The sequence below is a fragment of the Paradesertivirga mongoliensis genome (assembly GCF_024436395.1).
GTDB classification, from domain to species: Bacteria; Bacteroidota; Bacteroidia; order Sphingobacteriales; family Sphingobacteriaceae; genus Paradesertivirga; species Paradesertivirga mongoliensis.
This window is the reverse complement of sequence record NZ_JAFMZO010000001.1, coordinates 1,327,043-1,344,693: the sequence shown is the minus strand read 5'-3', so window position 1 is coordinate 1,344,693 and position 17,651 is coordinate 1,327,043. Positions and strand designations below refer to the sequence as shown.

Genomic DNA, 17,651 nt, shown 5'->3' with positions numbered 1-17,651 from the left:
AATTTAGTACTGTTCCTTTTCGCTCGGGAAATCATTGCTTTTTACATCCGTAATGTATGCTTTTACGGCGCCGTTCATTTGTTCATATAAATTTAAATACTGGCGAAGAAATCGCGGACGAAATCCTTTGTTCAAACCCATCATATCATGAATAACCAATACCTGGCCATCGCAGTCAACGCCGGCGCCGATACCTATAGTGGGGATACGAACCGAAGCACTTGCCTCTCGGGCCAGTGCAGCAGGAATTTTCTCTAGAACCACAGCAAAACAGCCGGCCTCCTGAAGCACCAGAATATCTTCTTTTAGTTTCTGAGCTTCGGCCTCTTCTTTTGCTCTTACCGTATACGTCCCAAATTTATATATAGACTGGGGGGTTAATCCAAGGTGCCCCATCACAGGGATTCCAGCGGTTATTATTCGCTCGATTGATTCCTTAATCTCTAAGCCGCCTTCTAATTTGACCGCATGAGCCCCCGATTCTTTCATGATACGAATAGCAGAATTCAAGGCTTCTTTTGAGTTTCCCTGATAAGAACCAAAGGGTAAATCTACCACCACAAGTGCACGGCGGGCAGCGCGCACCACCGATGCCGCATGATAGATCATTTGGTCGAGTGTTATCGGTAAGGTTGTTTCATGTCCGGCCATTACGTTCGATGCCGAGTCGCCAACCAAAATCACATCAACACCAGCCTCATCAACAATCTTCGCCATAGAAAAATCGTAGGACGTTAACATGGCAATCTTTTCACCCTTCAGCTTCATTTCCTGAAGCGTATTTGTGGTGATGCGTTTTATTTCTTTATGTACAGACATGTTTGTAGATCTATCTCTCAAAGGTAGAAAGTAAAAATCAAACTGAAGTTTTTTTCGCTTTTATCATTCAAAAGCTGAGATTTTTTGTACTTTTGTCCCCCGTGAAATTTGAAGTAAACCACTTCAGCCTGTTGCTCTCAGCAGCCGGAAATTCTTCCGGAAAACCTGATTTTTTCCTTTTTTTTCGAGGTTATAACTCTTTTATCAAGTCTGACACGCTCGCGGGAGTAGAACAACAACATTTAAAACAACATAAAAAATGACATATTACACCAAATTACCTGCTGTATTATTGCTTGAAGACGGAACCGTATATCATGGGAAAGCTGCAGGAAAAATTGGCACTACTACTGGCGAAATTTGTTTCAACACCGGCATGACTGGTTACCAGGAGGTTTTCACAGACCCTTCTTACTTCGGCCAGATTATGGTTACCACAAACGCCCATATCGGCAATTATGGTGTACATGATGAAGAGATCGAATCAGGCGATATAAAAATCTCCGGTCTGGTATGTAAAAACTTTAATATCGCTTTTAGCCGGAAGCAGTCGGAAAAATCTATTCAGGATTATTTTCAGGAAGAAAATATTGTTGGAATCTCTGATGTTGACACACGTTCACTGGTGCGCCACATCAGAGATAAAGGGGCAATGAACGCTATTATCTCTTCCGAGATTTTAGACCTGGAAGAATTAAAAGCAAAGCTGGCAGAAGTACCTTCTATGGATGGGCTGGAGCTTTCTTCTCAGGTATCCACAAAAGAGGCTTATTTCTATGGGAACGAGCAAGGCAAGCATAGAGTAGCGGTTCTCGATCTCGGTGTGAAGAAGAATATCTTAAGAAACTTCGACGACAGGGATGTTTATGTAAAAGTGTTCCCGGCCAAAACTCCATTTGAAGAAATGGAGAAATGGGGTGCAGACGGCTATTTCATTTCGAATGGCCCCGGCGATCCGGCGGCAATGCCTTATGCTGTAGAAACCGTTAAAAAAGCCCTTGCAGCAGACAAACCTTTATTTGGAATTTGCCTGGGTCATCAGCTCCTGGCTTTAGCCAATGATATTAAAACCGTTAAAATGTTTAACGGTCACCGTGGCTTAAATCATCCGGTTAAAAATATCATCATCGACCACTGCGAAGTAACATCTCAAAACCACGGTTTCGGAGTTGTTGCTGAAGATGTGAGAAACTCAGACAAAGTAGAAATCACACACCTTAACTTGAATGACAATTCAATTGAGGGAATCAGAGTAAAAAATAAAAAAGCATTTTCGGTGCAATACCACCCCGAATCTTCACCTGGTCCGCATGATTCTCGTTACCTGTTCGACCAGTTTGTGAATTTTATGGATAGCGAAAAACAGTAAATGATTCAACCCGCCTCTAACATTAGCGGGTTTTTATTTAAACAATCGGTACAAATCTGCTTAAAAAACGCTTAAAAAAACCTATTTTTGGCAAAAATGCCATATAGTGTTGTTTATACACTAAGACATGGCCTAATAACACTAGTAAAAACGATAAATCTTAAACAATGAGCATAATTTTAGACGTTCACGCCCGTCAGATCCTTGATTCGCGGGGCAATCCTACTATAGAAGTAGACGTAGTTACAGAAAACGGAATTCTTGGCCGTGCTGCAGTACCTTCAGGTGCTTCAACCGGTATGCACGAAGCAGTAGAGCTTCGCGATAATGATAAATCTAAATACATGGGAAAAGGTGTATTAGAGGCTGTAAAAAACGTAAACGAGATACTCGCTAAAGAGCTTAAAGGTTTAGACGTGTTTGAACAAAACACTATTGATGCTATCATGCTGAAAGTAGATGGCACCGAAAACAAAGGCAAGATCGGCGCGAACGCCATTTTAGGTGTTTCATTAGCGGTTGCAAAAGCAGCAGCTCAGGAGAGTCGTCAGCCGCTTTACCGTTATATTGGTGGAGTGAATGCTAACACACTACCAATCCCAATGATGAACATTGTTAACGGTGGTTCACATTCTGATGCACCCATTGCATTTCAGGAGTTTATGATCATGCCGGTAGGCGCGCCATCTTTTTCTGAAGCATTACGCTGGGGTACTGAAGTTTTCCATAACCTGAAAAAGATTTTGCACGACAGAGGCCTCTCTACCGCTGTTGGTGATGAAGGTGGATTTGCTCCAACATTCTCAGGAACTGAAGATGGAGTTGAAACCATTATCCAGGCTATTGAGAAAGCAGGCTACAAAGCTGGTGAAGATATTTACTTAGCTTTTGATTGTGCTGCTTCTGAATTTTACAAAGACGGAAAATACGACTATACAAAATTTGAAGGTGAAAAAGGTGCTATCCGCAGCAGCGCAGAGCAAGTTGAATACCTGGCTCAGCTAACTGAGAAATATCCAATCATCTCTATTGAAGATGGTATGGCAGAAGATGACTGGGACGGCTGGAAATTATTGACCGAAAGAATTGGCGCTAAAGTTCAATTAGTTGGCGACGATTTATTCGTAACCAATGTAAAACGCCTTCAACAAGGTATCGATAACAATACCGGAAACTCAATCCTTGTAAAAGTTAACCAGATTGGTTCATTAACTGAAACGATTAACGCGGTTTCATTAGCGCAAACTAACGGCTACACTTCGGTAATGTCGCACCGTTCGGGCGAAACCGAGGATGTTACTATTGCTGATTTGGCGGTTGCATTAAATTGCGGTCAGATTAAAACTGGTTCTGCTTCACGTTCAGACAGGATAGCAAAGTACAACCAGTTGCTTCGCATCGAAGAAGAATTAGGCGAGAACGCAAAGTTCATCGGTAAAAACTTCAAGTTTTTGAAGAAGTAATAAACTGCTATACATTGTTTTAAAAGCCCGTCCGCGGGCTTTTTTTATTTTAGAAAACGGAAGATGAAGGTTCTTGTCGAATATTAGTCATCGGATGACTTTGGATAAGGCCTGGTAGTAACGATTAGCATTTCAGTCATCCGACGATTATACAGCGGGGCCGCAAATACAAACCGCAACATTTGGAAAACTCAGCTATATTTTTATATTTGTACTACCAAATGAAACGAATCGTAGAACTCTTCAGCAATAAATACTTTTTGGTAAGCATATGCTTCGTGGCCTGGATGTTATTCTTTGACCGCAACGACCTGCTTTCTCAATATGAGTACCGCTCTCAATTAAACAAATTTAAAAATGAAAAGGCTTTTTATATCGCAGAGATAGAAAAAGTAAAAACGGATTTAGATGAGCTTAGCACCAACAGAGAGCGTTTGGAAAAATTCGCCCGCGAAAAATATCTGATGAAGAAAGATGACGAGGATGTATATGTCATCATTCGTGAAAAATCTGAGACAGATTAAATCTTTTTTCCTAAATTCCATTTTCTTATTAGTGAAATTTTCATTGAAAAAATACAAAGCCATCGGTTTCGCAGTATTCACTTTTTTCGTGATATCACTTGCAAGTCCACAGAAATGCTTTTCAAGTATTTCTAAGAAACCAGCTTTGCCAAAAACACACGTAAGGTCCAGCCTAAAAGTTAAACTAATAGGAGAAATTATCGGATACTCTTACATCAAAATGTCTTTAGAATCCAGCAACAACGCCAAACGTTACAAAAATCTTTCCATACCGGTAAAAGGCTCTTATTACGAAGCAATAAATAGCAAAACATTCAGGGTGGTTGGAAGCTTCAATACTCAAACCTTAGTATGGAAGCTTGACTGTTTCGACAATAACACTCATTGCTCGGTTTTTATCGGGAAAGAAAACGCAGATGGGTTAATCTCCGGTCACTGGACCAGTAAAAAAACTATTCGGAGGTTCTACCTGACGAAAACTGAAGATTAAGATCAGATTTCTCCATTACGCTTTCTGATAAACCATTCTGCCGACAGCAGCGCCAGAATCAGAAAGAAAATCAACTTCAAGCTTATAAGATCTTCATATTTCCTATCCTCATACGAAATGGTTTTAATCAGTTCGTTCTTTTGGATCTTATCCATAAGGATATTGATTTCTGATGGATAGATCATCTCTCCGTTATTTAACTGTGCAAGGTTATAAAGCAACTGATGATTCGCTGTGGTTTGGCGGTATTCGGTTTGTTGCTGAATGATTGCAAATTGCCCGGACGCGGTATGCTTTTCCCTCCCTAATTGCGTATTAGCAGTATAAGTATATTCGCCGGGCGGCAACACCCCTGCGTCGAGAATATAGCCGTTTCCGGTTCTGCTGAACAAATAAGGGTAAGTTTTCTTATTGCTGTGCTTTAGGGTAATGGAGGCATCCGGAGTGTTGATCAATTCATAATTGTCGTTATACAGCTCCGCATTTAGAATCACCTTTTCGCTTTCGTCGATGGTACTCCTGGAGGGGTAAACTCTGAATTTACGCTTATCATCTTTACTCACCATAAACTGAATTACTTTGGTAAGTAACTCGGTAGTAGCCTCATGATTACCCGTTTCTCTGAAATCTTCAAGCCGCCATCTCCAAATACCTTCACCCGCAAGCACCGCAATCTTTTTATCGCCGGCTTTAGAAAAAAGCAACAATGGTCTGTCTGTGGCTAGTTTACCAATTTGTTGGCTCAATAAAACAGAGGCTTGACTTTTTATCCCATAATTTCCAAAGGGCGCGATTAAAGGTGCGAAGTTTTGCAGACTGTTGCGGGTGTGCTCTGATAAGGTAAAATCATAAAAGCCAGTATTGACTCTTGCAACTACCTCTTCTGTGCTTCCTGCAGAACTTATGTTTAATAAATCCTGGACCTGTGTGAAGGCCTGCACATGGGTCTGAGCACCCAAAATAAACCAGAGAGGCTTTGATGCGGCTTGCTGTAAAACAGATTTTATATCCGAATTTGCGGAGGGAAGTTGATGGAGAATTACCAATCCCGCGTTAGCGAGATCAGCCGGCTTGTATTCGCTTATCAGCGCACTCTTAACTTCGTAACTTTTGTTAAGCTCTAACGACTGTTTGATGGCAGCAATATCCGGGTGCGGGGAGTTTGCGAGGATAAGTATCTTATTTTTTCCATCTATCACCTCGACAAAAAACGTCTGGCTGTTATTCTGAACTGAAAGCTCGCCAGACACCGGCGAAAGGTTTACTTTGAAGCGCTGTATACCTTTCTTCCTGGCGGAAAGCGTTACCGGAATGCTTAGACGATAATCGTTAGAGTTGACTGAAATTCCTCGTGAAAAAACCGTTCCTGATGCATCTGAAACAGTAAGACGACTGGTGGCATCACGGCTTTGAAAAGCCTCGACACTTATTTCGATCTGAAAATCATTTTCCAGATAAACGATATTGTTGTAGTTAACATTAGCTACCAATAAATCTTTTTTAGGTACGGTATCCCCCAACGCAATTGAATATATTGGCGATTTTAAGTTTTCGGCCTCGTATTCAGGATTGCCGCCCTGATTGTAAATACCGTCAGATGCAATGATAAGCGCACCGATATTTCTGTTTAAATACTGTTCGTTTACATGTCTAAACAGCGTATTGATATCAGACATGGCTTCTTTATAACCCGTATTCAAACCTGGCTTTAAGGTAGCACCGAACGTAAACGACTTTACCTCGTACTCTTTAGAAAGCTTTTCTGCCAATTCTCTAAACTGCTGGCTGTATTGGGGAAGATTAAATCCCCGGGCAGGAGAAACAGAAATTGAAGCAGAATTATCCTGAGCAAGTATAATAAGAGGCTTTTCGGTAGATTTGCCCATAAACCTTATCATTGGAGCGAAAAGCAAAAATGCTATAACCGCTACAGCAAGGCTGCGCAGGGCGAAAAGGATCTTGTTCTGTAGGCTGAGCTGTGATGGCCTGTACATCAAAAACGCATAGCCGATGCCCAGCAAAATGCAAAACAGCATCCAGAAATAGGTAGTTGCGGTAAACTGAAGCTGAAATAAAAATAGCATATCTACAGAACGTAAATATGCCATTTTTTATTTAAAGGAATAACACTTATCGGCGTTTAAACCTAATCGTTACAATTATAACATTCCACCGTCAACGGCGATAACCTGACCGGTAATGTAAGCGCTCAGGTCGGACGCTAAAAACACACAGGCATTGGCTACATCTTCTGTCTCACCAGCCCGCTTCAGCGGAATTCCGGCTTCCCAACCTTCAACTACTTTTGGATCAAGAACTTCTGTCATTTCAGTTTTGATGAAACCAGGTGCAACCACATTGGTACGGATGTTTCTGGAACCAAGTTCTTTTGCCATTGATTTCGAAAAACCAATAATTCCGGCTTTCGAGGCAGCATAATTACCCTGACCAGCATTACCCTGTACTCCAACAACAGAACTCATATTAATGAAAACTCCTTTGCGGTTCTTCATCATGATTTTCGACGCTGCTTTGGTTACGTTAAAGATAGATTTCAAATTCACCTCAAGAACTTCATCCCACTGCTGTTCACTCATGCGCATCAATAAGCCGTCTTTTGTTATACCTGCGTTGTTGACTACGATATCAAGAGTTCCAAAATCAGCAACGATATCATTAATCAATTGCTCTGCCTGATCGAATTTTGATGCATCAGAACGGTACCCTTTTACCTGAGTTCCCGAACTTTGCAATTCCTGTTCAAGAGCCTGTCCTTTTTCAACAGATGATAAATATGTAAAGGCTACGTTGGCACCATGTTCAGCAAATTTCTCGGCTATTTTACGGCCAATGCCTTTCGATGCTCCTGTAATCAACGCTGTTTTTCCCTCAAGTAATTTCATACGATTTAATTTGGCCGTGAAGTTAGAACTTTTTGCAGAAACACAGAAAGGCTGTATCAGGAATTTGGAACATTCGCGACTTCCTGTGTAACAGTATTAATTAAACGGAGATATTCGTTCTTCAAATCGAACAGACAGGCCGCACATAAACACCCGTCAAAGTTTTCACTCACATATTGAACTTCGTTCAGATTTAACTGAACAGTAGCACACTGACATTTAGTATAAGAGTTAGCTTTACACTCTGTACGATTACCACAACGCTCGCAAGGAATAATTTCGTGCTTATTCATACTCGGTCTATTACATAACTCACTCCACCTCGATAGGTTCTATCCAGAGCAAGATATACAACCTTCGTCCATTGAACAAACCGGACCGTCTGGAATTTCGTCGACAACGGCCTCTACTTCTATAGGAATGACAGGTTCGATACTTTTCCCGCCTTGCTTTTCAACTGTAAACTTAACTGCCTGCGAAGCAGATTGGGTACGTAAGTAATACATCCCTGTTTTCAAGCCCTTTTTCCAGGCATAAAAGTGCATCGACGTAAGTTTTGATGTATTTGGCGAATTGATAAACAAATTCAGCGACTGAGACTGGCAAATATACGCTCCTCTATCGGCTGCCATGTCGATAATAGTGCGCATCTTAATCTCCCAAACTGTTTTATATAAGGCTTTGATGTTATGCGGAATTTCGGGGATATCCTGGATCGAACCGTTCGCTGCAATGATCTTATTTTTCATGTCGCTGTTCCACAAACCGAGGTTTACCAGGTCTTTTAAAAGATGTTTGTTCACCACGATAAACTCACCGCTAAGAACACGGCGAGTGTAGATATTTGATGTGTAAGGTTCAAAACATTCATTATTGCCCAGAATTTGAGAGGTTGAGGCGGTGGGCATTGGTGCTACTAATAACGAATTTCGGACGCCATGATTTATTACATCAAGACGAAGATTTTCCCAATCCCAGCGATCGCTTGCCGGCTTGACGTTCCACAAATCAAACTGGAACTTTCCTTCCGAAAGCGGCGATCCTTTAAAAGATTCGTATGCGCCCTCTTTAATCGCCAAATCCTTAGATGCGGTCATCGCAGCAAAATATATGGTCTCGAATATTTCTCTGTTTAATTGCTGGGCTTCTTCGCTTTCGAATGGCAACCTTAACAGAATGAAAGCATCCGCCAGGCCCTGAACACCCAAACCAATTGGTCTGTGTCGCAGGTTCGAGTTACGAGCTTCATCTACGGGGTAATAATTATGGTCTATAATCTTGTTAAGATTTAAAGTAACCTGATAGGCCACCTCGTATAGCTTTGAATGATCAAAAATGCAGTTAATGACAAATCGCGGTAACGCAAGTGAAGCAAGATTACAAACTGCGACTTCGTCTGCAGAAGTATACTCCAGGATCTCGGTACAAAGGTTTGAGCTTTTGATAGTTCCAAGATTTTGTTGATTGGATTTTGCATTAGCCGCGTCCTTGTATAAAAGATAGGGAGTACCGGTTTCGACCTGTGCTTCTAAAATAGCAAACCAAAGGTCCTGAGCCTTGATTGTTTTCCGCGCCCGGCCTTCCTGTTCGTACTTAATGTACAATTGCTCGAATTGTTCGCCGTAGCATTCATGTAATCCGGGCGCTTCATGCGGACAGAAGAGGCTCCAGTCTTCGTTCGCTTCCACCCGCTTCATAAACAAATCACAAATCCACAGTGCGAGAAATAAATCGCGGGCACGCATTTCTTCCTTTCCATGATTCTTTCTTAAATCCAGGAATTCAAAAACATCAGCATGCCATGGTTCGAGATAAACTGCGAAAGCTCCCTTGCGTTTACCTCCACCCTGATCAACGTATCTGGCTGTATCATTAAAAACGCGAAGCATGGGAACAATACCATTGCTTGTACCATTTGTACCGCTGATGTATGAGCCGGTTGCCCGTACATTATGAATACTTATACCTATTCCTCCTGCACTTTGCGAAATTTTAGCCGTTTGCTTCAAGGTGTCGTAAATCCCATCTATACTATCATCCTTCATAGTCAAAAGAAAGCATGATGACATTTGCGGTTTAGGAGTACCGGCGTTAAACAGTGTTGGTGTGGCGTGTGTGAACCAGCGCTCACTAATCAGGTTATAGGTTTTAATCGCACTATCTATATCACTTTTATGAATCCCTACCGCCACACGCATAAACATATGCTGGGGGCGCTCGGCTATTTCGCCATCAAGTTTCAGCAGATAGGATTTCTCGAGAGTTTTAAAACCGAAATAATCGAAGCCAAAATCCCGGTCATAAATAATAGTGCTGTCGAGAATTCCGGAATTTGCCTCAATAACTTCCATCACGTCATCGGCTATAAGCGACGCCGCTTTTCCGATTTTGGGATCGATATACTGATGCAGCTTGCGCATGGTATCCGAAAATGACTTTGTAGTATTCTTGTGGAGATTTGACACGGCAATGCGGGATGCCAGTAATGCATAATCGGGATGCTTAGTGGTTAATGACGCAGCGGTTTCTGCCGCGAGATTATCGAGCTCTGAAGTGGTAACCCCATCAAATAACCCTTCAATTACCTTCTTGGCAACGTCTATAGGATCAACTAGCAACGGATTTAATCCATAGCATAGTTTTTCGATACGTGCAGTGATTTTATCAAATTTTACGGCTTCTTTTCGTCCGTTTCTTTTTATTACAAACATTGTGGGAGATTTGAGATGTGAGAAATGAGATTCGAGATGTGAGATGTGAGATGGCTTCAGATATACTCATATCTAGAGTCTCACATCGCAAGTCTAATATTTAGAAATCTTCGTCGAGAGAAAAAGCCTGACTGTTTTCGTTTGTGGACAGCACTCCACTTTTCTGATAATCGCCTACACGCTTTTCGAAAAAATTAGTCTTGCCCTGCAGGGATATCATCTCCATAAAATCGAAAGGGTTAGTTGCCAGAAACAGCTTCTCATAGCCAAGCTCTGCCAGCCAGCGATCGGCAACAAATTCTATGTACTGGCTCATCAAGTTTGCATTCATCCCGATAAGGGCAACGGGGAGTGCATCTGTTATAAACTCCTTTTCGATGCTGACAGCATCGAAAATTATCTGATGTACTTCTTCCTGAGAAAGCTTGTTTTTAAGCATCCCATAGAGCAGGCAGGCAAACTCGCAATGAAGTCCCTCATCCCTTGAAATCAACTCATTACTAAAGGTTAGTCCCGGCATTAATCCTCTCTTTTTCAACCAGAAGATCGAGCAAAAACTTCCGCTAAAGAAGATTCCTTCAACGGCTGCGAAGGCCACCAGGCGTTGGGCAAAAGTTCCATTGTCAATCCATTTGAGCGCCCATTCTGCTTTCTTCTTAACACAGGGAACGGTCTCTATGGCATGGAACAAGTATTCTTTTTCAGTACCATCTTTAATATAGGTATCAATAAGTAGAGCATAGGTTTCGGAATGGATGTTCTCCATCATGATTTGAAACCCGTAAAAACAGCGTGCCTCGGGCACCTGAACTTCATTCATAAAGTTTACGGCGAGATTTTCATTAACAATCCCGTCGCTGGCGGCGAAGAATGCTAGAATGTGCGAAACGAAATGCTTCTCTCCGGAATTAAGGCTTTGCCAATCCTTTAAATCTCCCGACAGGTCAATCTCTTCGGCAGTCCAGAAACTTGCTTCATGTTTTTTGTACATCTCCCAGATAGCGGGATAGTTGATTGGCAGGATTACAAACCGATCCTTGTTTTCTTTTAATAATACTTCGTCCTGTTGCATAGTTTTTAATTTTTTAATGATGCGAAACAGGAATTGACAAAAGACGGGTATTCCACAAGCGAATGCTTCATGGAGACGAGCTTTCGCCAAAACCTTATACGTGAAAGTTTTGACAAAATCATTCTGGCAGGTGTCTGGCTTATATTAAAAATACTTACAGTTGCACGTCAGCCCGGGATTTAAACCCGGTTCCCTTTTAATCATAGCTCGGCATTGCTTACTATGAACCTAAATGATATATGTTAAAGAACTTATTGAAACAAAGATAGAATCTGAATAATTTATTGCGCCCGAAAGTTTTAAACAGACAACAAGTTGTTGACATTCTACCGTATTCTAATCAGAGTTTCTAAAAATTATTAAAATATAAACATTGTTTATACCTTCGTTACGAGTTTTAGTTTATCATATTTTGTTCTACCTTGTTTTACGAAAGGCGATAGCCCTTTGCGCGTTCATTCTTTTTGCAACCACTACTATGTGCCAACCCTTTATGGAGCAGGTGGATGGAAGCACCTTGACCAGTAAAACAAGCTACTTCAAGCAATCTGTTAAAAATAAAGAGTCGTCAACAACAGATTACATACAGTTTTATCAAAAATATATAAGTGAGATAAGAGGCCAGGAATGTCCGATGTATCCGAGCTGCTCCAACTTTGGATTAAAATCATTCAAAGAAAAAAGTTTTGCAGAAGCGTTTCTCCTGGTGTCTGACAGACTTATGCGTTGCGGACACGATCACGGTAATTATTCTCTGACTTTACGGAATAATGGATTCAGGAAACTAGACTATCCTTATTACCACACTCCTCCAGCAGAATTATTTTATACAGGTAATACCTATTTTTATTCTTACTCTGATTCTGTTCAAGATACCCAGACCCCCGTATTATTAATAAAATCGCTAATTAACGACGGCTTGTTTCACGAAGCTCTGTTGGAAATAAAGCGCATCCAGCATTCATCATCACAAATCAATTCAGAACTCTTTACTAATGAATTGATATGCCTGAAAGCCTTAGGTGAATTCGAAAAAGCCATTTATGCTTATGAGATGCGGTGCCCCATAAATTTAAAATCAAATTCTGAGATACTTTATCAGCTTTCTGTGAACTACTCTTATCTCAACAACTTCAGTAAAGCAATCGAAATAACGAATCAGGCTATAACAAACACAGAAAACAGCTATCAAAAAGCAAAACTTATTGCATTTCAGGCTACGTTATTTGCAAAGCAACATAAATGGAAGGAATCGCAACAAGCTTTTGAGCACCTCAAAACTCTTCCTTTCTCACAACAGCTCGTCCAACAAAAGCTAGCGTTGATAAGAAGCGCCCTCCCTTTAAAAGAGAAAAAACCGGGTATTGCGGCGCTAATATCGATAGTACCCGGTGCTGGATATGCCTATGCCGGACATAAGCAAACAGCTATCTCGGCATTTATAATTAATAGTCTATTAACGTATGCCACATACTCAAACATTAAAAATAAAAACTACGGTATGAGTATGCTTACAGGAGTCTTTAATTTAAGCTTCTACATTGGCAATATCTATGGATCAAGTAAAAGTGCGAAACGCTATAACGAAAATCAGAGGCAAAACCTAAGCAATAAATTAGTTTATAATATACACCCTTAAACCCTTATCATGTTAAAATCAATCTTAAAAAAATCATTTTTCATCAGGCAAGTAGCTTTACTTTTAATCGTTTCAGTGCTTTGCATGTCATTCAATATGACCGCAGATGGTGTCGTTATCAATGCGGGGACTTCGGTGGCGCTCGAAACAGCATCAACCATCTCTTCAGCAACTATTACACCCGGCCAGATAATTGACTTTAAAGTAAAATATGATGTCAAAGTTGGAGACAAAGTAGTGATAGCGGCTGGATCGCCTGCTAAAGGCCAGGTTCTAAGAGCACAAAAAGCCAAGGGGCTAGGAAAAGAAGGCTTGATTGAAATTCAATTAAAATCCGTTAAGGCTGTTGACGGGCAAGATCTTCCATTGGGCATGGGAAATGTTTTTCAAGAAGGAGAAAGCAAGGAAACACTATCAATTATCCTTGGGATAGCTGTTTGCATCTTGTTTCTAACAATGAAAGGAAAGGATGCCATGGTGCCTGCAGGATATGAGGCAGCTGCTTCTATAGCTGTTACATCAACGGTAGAAGTAAAATAACTAATTTTCAAATCGACCTTCTGATTTGTCCAAGGTCGATTTGAAATTCTATTTCTTTTTGTATTTAATCTCAACAGCAGCCACCCCTTCGTCAAGCATCCCTATTTTTCTGGCTGCTTTTCTCGAAAGATCAATAATCCTCCCGGCTACGAACGGCCCACGATCGTTGATCCTGACTTTAACCGATTTTCCATTATTAAGATTTTTAACTTTAACTTTTGTGCCGAAAGGCAAGGTTTTATGGGCGGCGGTTTTTTTTGAACTTCTGAACTTTTCGCCGCTGGCGGTTTTTCTACCGTTAAACTTCTTGGCGTAGTAAGAAGCTTTACCAGTTTGAGTGGCTTTTTCTGAGCAGGCGGACGCCCCCATCAAGGCAGGAATAATAAGAATTAGTACCCTATTTCTCATCCCGTAAAAGTAGAATTCCTAAAAACAGAACATCCCAAAAGTTTTCCACTTTTGGGATGTTCTCGTTAAAAACTTTTAAGGTGCAGTGGGTTGCTACTGTTTAGCCGGCACGAAGTCCATAGAAACAGAGTTTACGCAATGGCGGGTATTTTTATTGGTAAAACCCTCTCCCAAAAACACATGCCCTAAATGCCCGCCACATTTCGCACAAACGATCTCGGTTCGCATGCCATCGGCGTCCGGAATACGTTTCACAGCTCCTTTTATTTCATCGTCAAAACTGGGCCAGCCGCAATGAGAATCAAACTTGCTATCCGACAAATAAAGAGGGTTGTTACAACGCTTGCAGGTATAAGTCCCCTTCTCTTTGTTGTTTAAAAGTTTTCCTGTGCCAGGATATTCTGTTCCTTTGTGCACAATTACACGTTCTTCTTCTGGTGTTAACTTGTTATATTCCATACTCTTTTCTGTCTTTGCCGGGTTGCCCTTCTCTAATTTCCTTTCTTGTCCGCAGGAATAAAATGCGATGCCTAAGAGACATACTAAAATATATACCGTTTTGTTCATCTTATTATTCTTTCTATTATATACGCATAAATCCCGTCATTTAGTTTTATGAGATATTAATTCCAGACTAAAATCAAATATAGGACTACATTTGTTCAAATTGTAAAAGCAAATATGAAGATAACTTTTTTGGTAATAGGAAAAACTGAAGACAGCTATTTGAAGGAGGGGGTCGAGAAATACATTAAGCGACTTAAGCATTATGTAAAGTTCGAAATGATTGAGCTCCCTGAGCTAAAAAACACCAAAAATCTTTCTGAAGACCAACAAAGGGCCAAAGAAGCCGATATGATCTCGAAAAATCTGAGTAATACCGACTATATTGTTCTACTGGATGAAAAGGGCCAAGAATATTCATCGGTGCAATTCTCCGGATTTATCAGCAAGAAAATGCTGTCGAGCGTACAAAATCTGGTTTTCATTGTGGGAGGGCCATATGGATTCGAGAACAATCTTCATACCCTTGCGAACGAGAAATTATCCCTTTCTAAAATGACATTTTCACACCAGATGGTACGGTTGTTTTTTGTAGAGCAGCTTTATAGAGCCTTCAGCATCCTAAAGGGAGAGCCATATCATCACGAGTAAAAGACCATCAGAGACATATGTTACCAAACAAACGAAATTTCAGGTATAAGGGCACCGACCCCGGGATAGAACAAAAAAGATTTTGGCTGATGCTGTTAATTGCTCTTGCGATATGTTGGGCAATAGCCTATTTTTTCTAAGAAAGCTGATTATTCAGCCTTCTTAGTTTTCTTTGCAGCCTTTTTTACAGGCTTAGCTTCTTCAACCGCTGTAGGTTCGGGTTCAACTGCGGCCTCGCTTTGAGCTGCTTCAGCTTCTCCTTCCGGATTTTCAGTAAACAAAGGAAGATCTTTAATCAGACTAAACCAAGTGATTATTTTCTTCATATCCGAAGCATATACCCGCTCCTCATCGTGATTCGGGGCAACTTCGCGAAAGTACTTCCTAAGAGTAGTACCGTCCGCTTTCGGGTCAGGAATAGACGCAGAACTTTTCATGTTTTCGAATATTGTTGCCAGCTTAATATCGTCATCGTCGCCAAAAACGGTTATATCTTCTAACGAAGCTAATTTTGCTGTTGTTAGATTAACAATAAGCTTGGCTTTCTGCTCATCTAAACTTTCGAGTACAAAGCCAGATTTGTTTTGTCCGATAATTTTATACAAACCCGGTTTTCCGGAAACTGCAACTAATCCTTTTAAATTCATTCGATTGAAATTTGGTCCTGACAAGAATATCTCAAAAGCCGTTATATCCAGCTTTGAGCTGAAGGCGGCTTCTGAGACACTCTATTTTATTCTTCAATAACTTCTATTGATAAGATCTTATCGCCTGCACGTATATCGTCTACCACATCCACATTTTCAATCACCTTACCGAAGCAGGTATGATTGCGGTCAAGATGCGCCGTGTTGTTGCGGCTATGACAAATAAAGAACTGAGAACTTCCTGTATCACGTCCGGCATGAGCCATAGACAATACCCCTCTGTCGTGATACTGATTTTCGCCGGTCAACTCGCATTTGATTCTTGTACCAGAGCCGCCTGCACCAGTGCCTGTCGGATCGCCACCCTGGATAACAAAATCAGGGATAACCCTATGAAATGTTACGCCATTGTAGAATCCTTGTTTAGCTAATCCCAAAAAGTTAGCTACAGTGTTAGGCGCATCTTTATCGTAGAATTCTACGGTCATGTCGCCTTTTTCGGTTTTAATTATTGCTTTACTCATAAGTTTCAATTTTAACGAGTGGGCAAAGGTAATTAATTATGTTGCATTGGGTAATCACTTTTTTAAAATCGATAATTCGTCTCAATATTATACCTTTAAGCCAATAAATTACGTTATTGCATTCATGATTAAGTGGCCGGTTCTAATCCTGTTTTTTGCTTTATCGCTTAATATGCGGGCAGCTTCTATCCTTATTCCGATGGATGAGGGACAAAGAAATCACCTCAAAGCTTATGGCGTTACCTTCTGGACATTAAAGAATGGGATCGAGGCCGAATGGCTGCTTAATTATCGTGGCGGAAGTTTTTTAATGAAGTATGCCGAACAGCTGGAGAAAGAGTGTAAAATAAGGGGCATCTCTTATGAAGTGATAGCCGATGCAAAAGTAACTTCGATACTAAATGAAATTACCGATCCTTCTGTAAACATGGATATGGTTAAACTTGAAAAAGCACCTAAAATTGCCGTTTACTCCCCAAAAAACAAATTACCTTGGGACGACGCCGTAACCATGGTTTTAACCTACGCAGAAATCCCCTACGACCTTATTTATGATGAAGAAGTTCTGAAAGGGGATCTCCCGAAATACGACTGGGTGCACATGCATCACGAGGATTTTACCGGTCAGTACGGAAGGTTTTGGGTTGAGTTCAGGGCCGCTAGCTGGTATATTCAGGATGTGAAACGTCAGGAAGAAATGGCTAAAAAACTCGGGTTTAAAAAAGTATCACAAATGAAACTTGCAGTAGCAAAGCGGATTAAAGAGTTTTGTGCAGGCGGCGGGTTTTTATTTGCCATGTGCTCTGGTACTGATAGCTTCGATATTGCCTTAGCCGCCGAAGGCCTCGACATCTGCGAAAGCATGTTTGATGGCGATGGCGCGGACCCCGACGCTCAGTCAAAACTCGATTTTACACAAACTTTTGCGTTCCAAAACTTTAAGCTGGATTTAAACCCAACAAACTACGAGTTCTCTACGATAGACGTTCCGGGCAACCGGATCCCTGATCAAGCTCAGGATTTTTTTACATTATTTGATTTTTCTGCTAAGTGGGACATCGTTCCAACGATGCTTACCCAAAACCATGATAAAGTGATTAAGGGATTTATGGGACAAACTACTGCCTTCAGAAAAAACTATCTAAAACCAGACGTGTTGGTGATGGGCGAAACGAAAACCGTCAACGAGGCAAGATACATTCACGGACAAGTAGGCAAAGGTCAGTTTACTTTTTACGGGGGCCACGATCCGGAAGATTACCAACATCGTGTAGGCGACCCTCAAACGGACTTAAACCTTCACCCTAATTCGCCGGGCTATCGGCTGATTTTAAACAATGTTTTGTTTCCTGCTGCCAAAAAGAAGAAACAAAAAACCTAAAGTAAT

General features: G+C 41.0%; 18 protein-coding genes and 1 riboswitch. Of the genes, 8 read left to right on the top strand and 10 right to left on the bottom strand.

Annotated elements, in window-relative coordinates; translation table 11 throughout:
* Positions 1 to 3 precede the first annotated feature (3 nt).
* A complete protein-coding gene (panB, locus tag J3P43_RS05590; RefSeq protein ID WP_255900093.1) occupies positions 4 to 819 on the bottom strand; it encodes a 3-methyl-2-oxobutanoate hydroxymethyltransferase in 816 nt (271 codons plus the stop codon).
* Positions 820 to 1,078: 259 nt separating this feature from the next.
* On the opposite strand from panB, the gene carA reads away from it, so the two are divergent.
* The 4 genes from carA to J3P43_RS05570 all read left to right on the top strand — a co-directional run bounded on the left by carA (position 1,079) and on the right by J3P43_RS05570 (position 4,665).
* A complete protein-coding gene (gene carA, locus J3P43_RS05585; RefSeq protein ID WP_255900091.1) occupies positions 1,079 to 2,188 on the top strand; it encodes a glutamine-hydrolyzing carbamoyl-phosphate synthase small subunit in 1,110 nt (369 codons plus the stop codon).
* A gap of 167 nt (positions 2,189 to 2,355) precedes the next feature.
* On the top strand, positions 2,356 to 3,651 hold the full coding sequence (eno, locus tag J3P43_RS05580) for a phosphopyruvate hydratase (RefSeq protein WP_255900089.1): 1,296 nt from the start codon (positions 2,356 to 2,358) through the stop codon (positions 3,649 to 3,651).
* 221 nt (positions 3,652 to 3,872) lie between these two features.
* On the top strand, positions 3,873 to 4,175 hold the full coding sequence (locus J3P43_RS05575) for an FtsB family cell division protein (protein ID WP_255900087.1): 303 nt from the start codon (positions 3,873 to 3,875) through the stop codon (positions 4,173 to 4,175).
* Between the two features lie 220 nt (positions 4,176 to 4,395).
* Positions 4,396 to 4,665: a hypothetical protein gene (locus tag J3P43_RS05570; RefSeq protein WP_255900085.1), complete on the top strand. Its 270-nt coding sequence runs from the start codon at positions 4,396 to 4,398 to the stop codon at positions 4,663 to 4,665.
* 2 nt (positions 4,666 to 4,667) lie between these two features.
* Here J3P43_RS05570 and J3P43_RS05565 read toward each other — a convergent pair whose 3' ends face one another.
* From J3P43_RS05565 to J3P43_RS05545, 5 genes are all read right to left on the bottom strand, one after another.
* Positions 4,668 to 6,773 carry a hypothetical protein gene (locus J3P43_RS05565; protein WP_255900082.1) on the bottom strand — a complete coding sequence of 702 codons (2,106 nt, stop codon included), beginning with the start codon at positions 6,771 to 6,773 and terminating at the stop codon, positions 4,668 to 4,670.
* A 51-nt stretch (positions 6,774 to 6,824) separates the two neighbouring features.
* Positions 6,825 to 7,568 carry a 3-oxoacyl-[acyl-carrier-protein] reductase gene (fabG, locus tag J3P43_RS05560; protein WP_255900080.1) on the bottom strand — a complete coding sequence of 248 codons (744 nt, stop codon included), beginning with the start codon at positions 7,566 to 7,568 and terminating at the stop codon, positions 6,825 to 6,827.
* Between the two features lie 56 nt (positions 7,569 to 7,624).
* The gene (locus tag J3P43_RS05555) at positions 7,625 to 7,861 is read right to left on the bottom strand and encodes a cysteine-rich CWC family protein (protein WP_255900078.1); all 237 of its coding nucleotides are present in this window, start codon (positions 7,859 to 7,861) and stop codon (positions 7,625 to 7,627) included.
* 39 nt (positions 7,862 to 7,900) lie between these two features.
* Complete coding sequence (locus J3P43_RS05550) at positions 7,901 to 10,279, bottom strand: ribonucleoside-diphosphate reductase subunit alpha (protein WP_255900076.1); 2,379 nt, start codon at positions 10,277 to 10,279, stop codon at positions 7,901 to 7,903.
* 100 nt (positions 10,280 to 10,379) lie between these two features.
* Positions 10,380 to 11,351, bottom strand: coding sequence for a ribonucleoside-diphosphate reductase small subunit (locus J3P43_RS05545; protein ID WP_255900074.1), 972 nt, complete (start codon positions 11,349 to 11,351; stop codon positions 10,380 to 10,382).
* 108 nt (positions 11,352 to 11,459) lie between these two features.
* Positions 11,460 to 11,598, bottom strand: a riboswitch (cobalamin riboswitch).
* A gap of 231 nt (positions 11,599 to 11,829) precedes the next feature.
* On the opposite strand from J3P43_RS05545, the gene yidD reads away from it, so the two are divergent.
* Together yidD and J3P43_RS05535 are read left to right on the top strand one after the other, a co-directional pair.
* Positions 11,830 to 12,990, top strand: a complete 1,161-nt coding sequence (gene yidD / locus J3P43_RS05540) for a membrane protein insertion efficiency factor YidD (RefSeq protein ID WP_255900072.1) — start codon at positions 11,830 to 11,832, stop codon at positions 12,988 to 12,990.
* Between the two features lie 9 nt (positions 12,991 to 12,999).
* Entirely contained in the window at positions 13,000 to 13,530 is a 531-nt protein-coding gene (locus tag J3P43_RS05535) for a hypothetical protein (protein ID WP_255900070.1), read from the top strand.
* A gap of 48 nt (positions 13,531 to 13,578) precedes the next feature.
* Here the strand turns inward: J3P43_RS05535 and J3P43_RS05530 are convergent, their stop codons facing one another.
* Both J3P43_RS05530 and J3P43_RS05525 read right to left on the bottom strand, forming a co-directional pair.
* The gene (locus tag J3P43_RS05530) at positions 13,579 to 13,938 is read right to left on the bottom strand and encodes a septal ring lytic transglycosylase RlpA family protein (RefSeq protein WP_255900068.1); all 360 of its coding nucleotides are present in this window, start codon (positions 13,936 to 13,938) and stop codon (positions 13,579 to 13,581) included.
* A gap of 93 nt (positions 13,939 to 14,031) precedes the next feature.
* Positions 14,032 to 14,505, bottom strand: a complete 474-nt coding sequence (locus tag J3P43_RS05525; protein WP_255900065.1) for a methionine-R-sulfoxide reductase — start codon at positions 14,503 to 14,505, stop codon at positions 14,032 to 14,034.
* A 114-nt stretch (positions 14,506 to 14,619) separates the two neighbouring features.
* On the opposite strand from J3P43_RS05525, the gene rlmH reads away from it, so the two are divergent.
* Positions 14,620 to 15,093: a 23S rRNA (pseudouridine(1915)-N(3))-methyltransferase RlmH gene (gene rlmH, locus J3P43_RS05520; protein WP_255900063.1), complete on the top strand. Its 474-nt coding sequence runs from the start codon at positions 14,620 to 14,622 to the stop codon at positions 15,091 to 15,093.
* Between the two features lie 149 nt (positions 15,094 to 15,242).
* Here rlmH and J3P43_RS05515 read toward each other — a convergent pair whose 3' ends face one another.
* Positions 15,243 to 15,740, bottom strand: a complete 498-nt coding sequence (locus tag J3P43_RS05515) for a DUF5606 family protein (protein WP_255900061.1) — start codon at positions 15,738 to 15,740, stop codon at positions 15,243 to 15,245.
* A gap of 86 nt (positions 15,741 to 15,826) precedes the next feature.
* Complete coding sequence (locus J3P43_RS05510) at positions 15,827 to 16,264, bottom strand: peptidylprolyl isomerase (protein WP_255900059.1); 438 nt, start codon at positions 16,262 to 16,264, stop codon at positions 15,827 to 15,829.
* A 199-nt stretch (positions 16,265 to 16,463) separates the two neighbouring features.
* On the opposite strand from J3P43_RS05510, the gene J3P43_RS05505 reads away from it, so the two are divergent.
* Positions 16,464 to 17,645, top strand: coding sequence for an asparagine synthetase B (locus J3P43_RS05505; RefSeq protein WP_255900204.1), 1,182 nt, complete (start codon positions 16,464 to 16,466; stop codon positions 17,643 to 17,645).
* Positions 17,646 to 17,651: the final 6 nt, after the last annotated feature.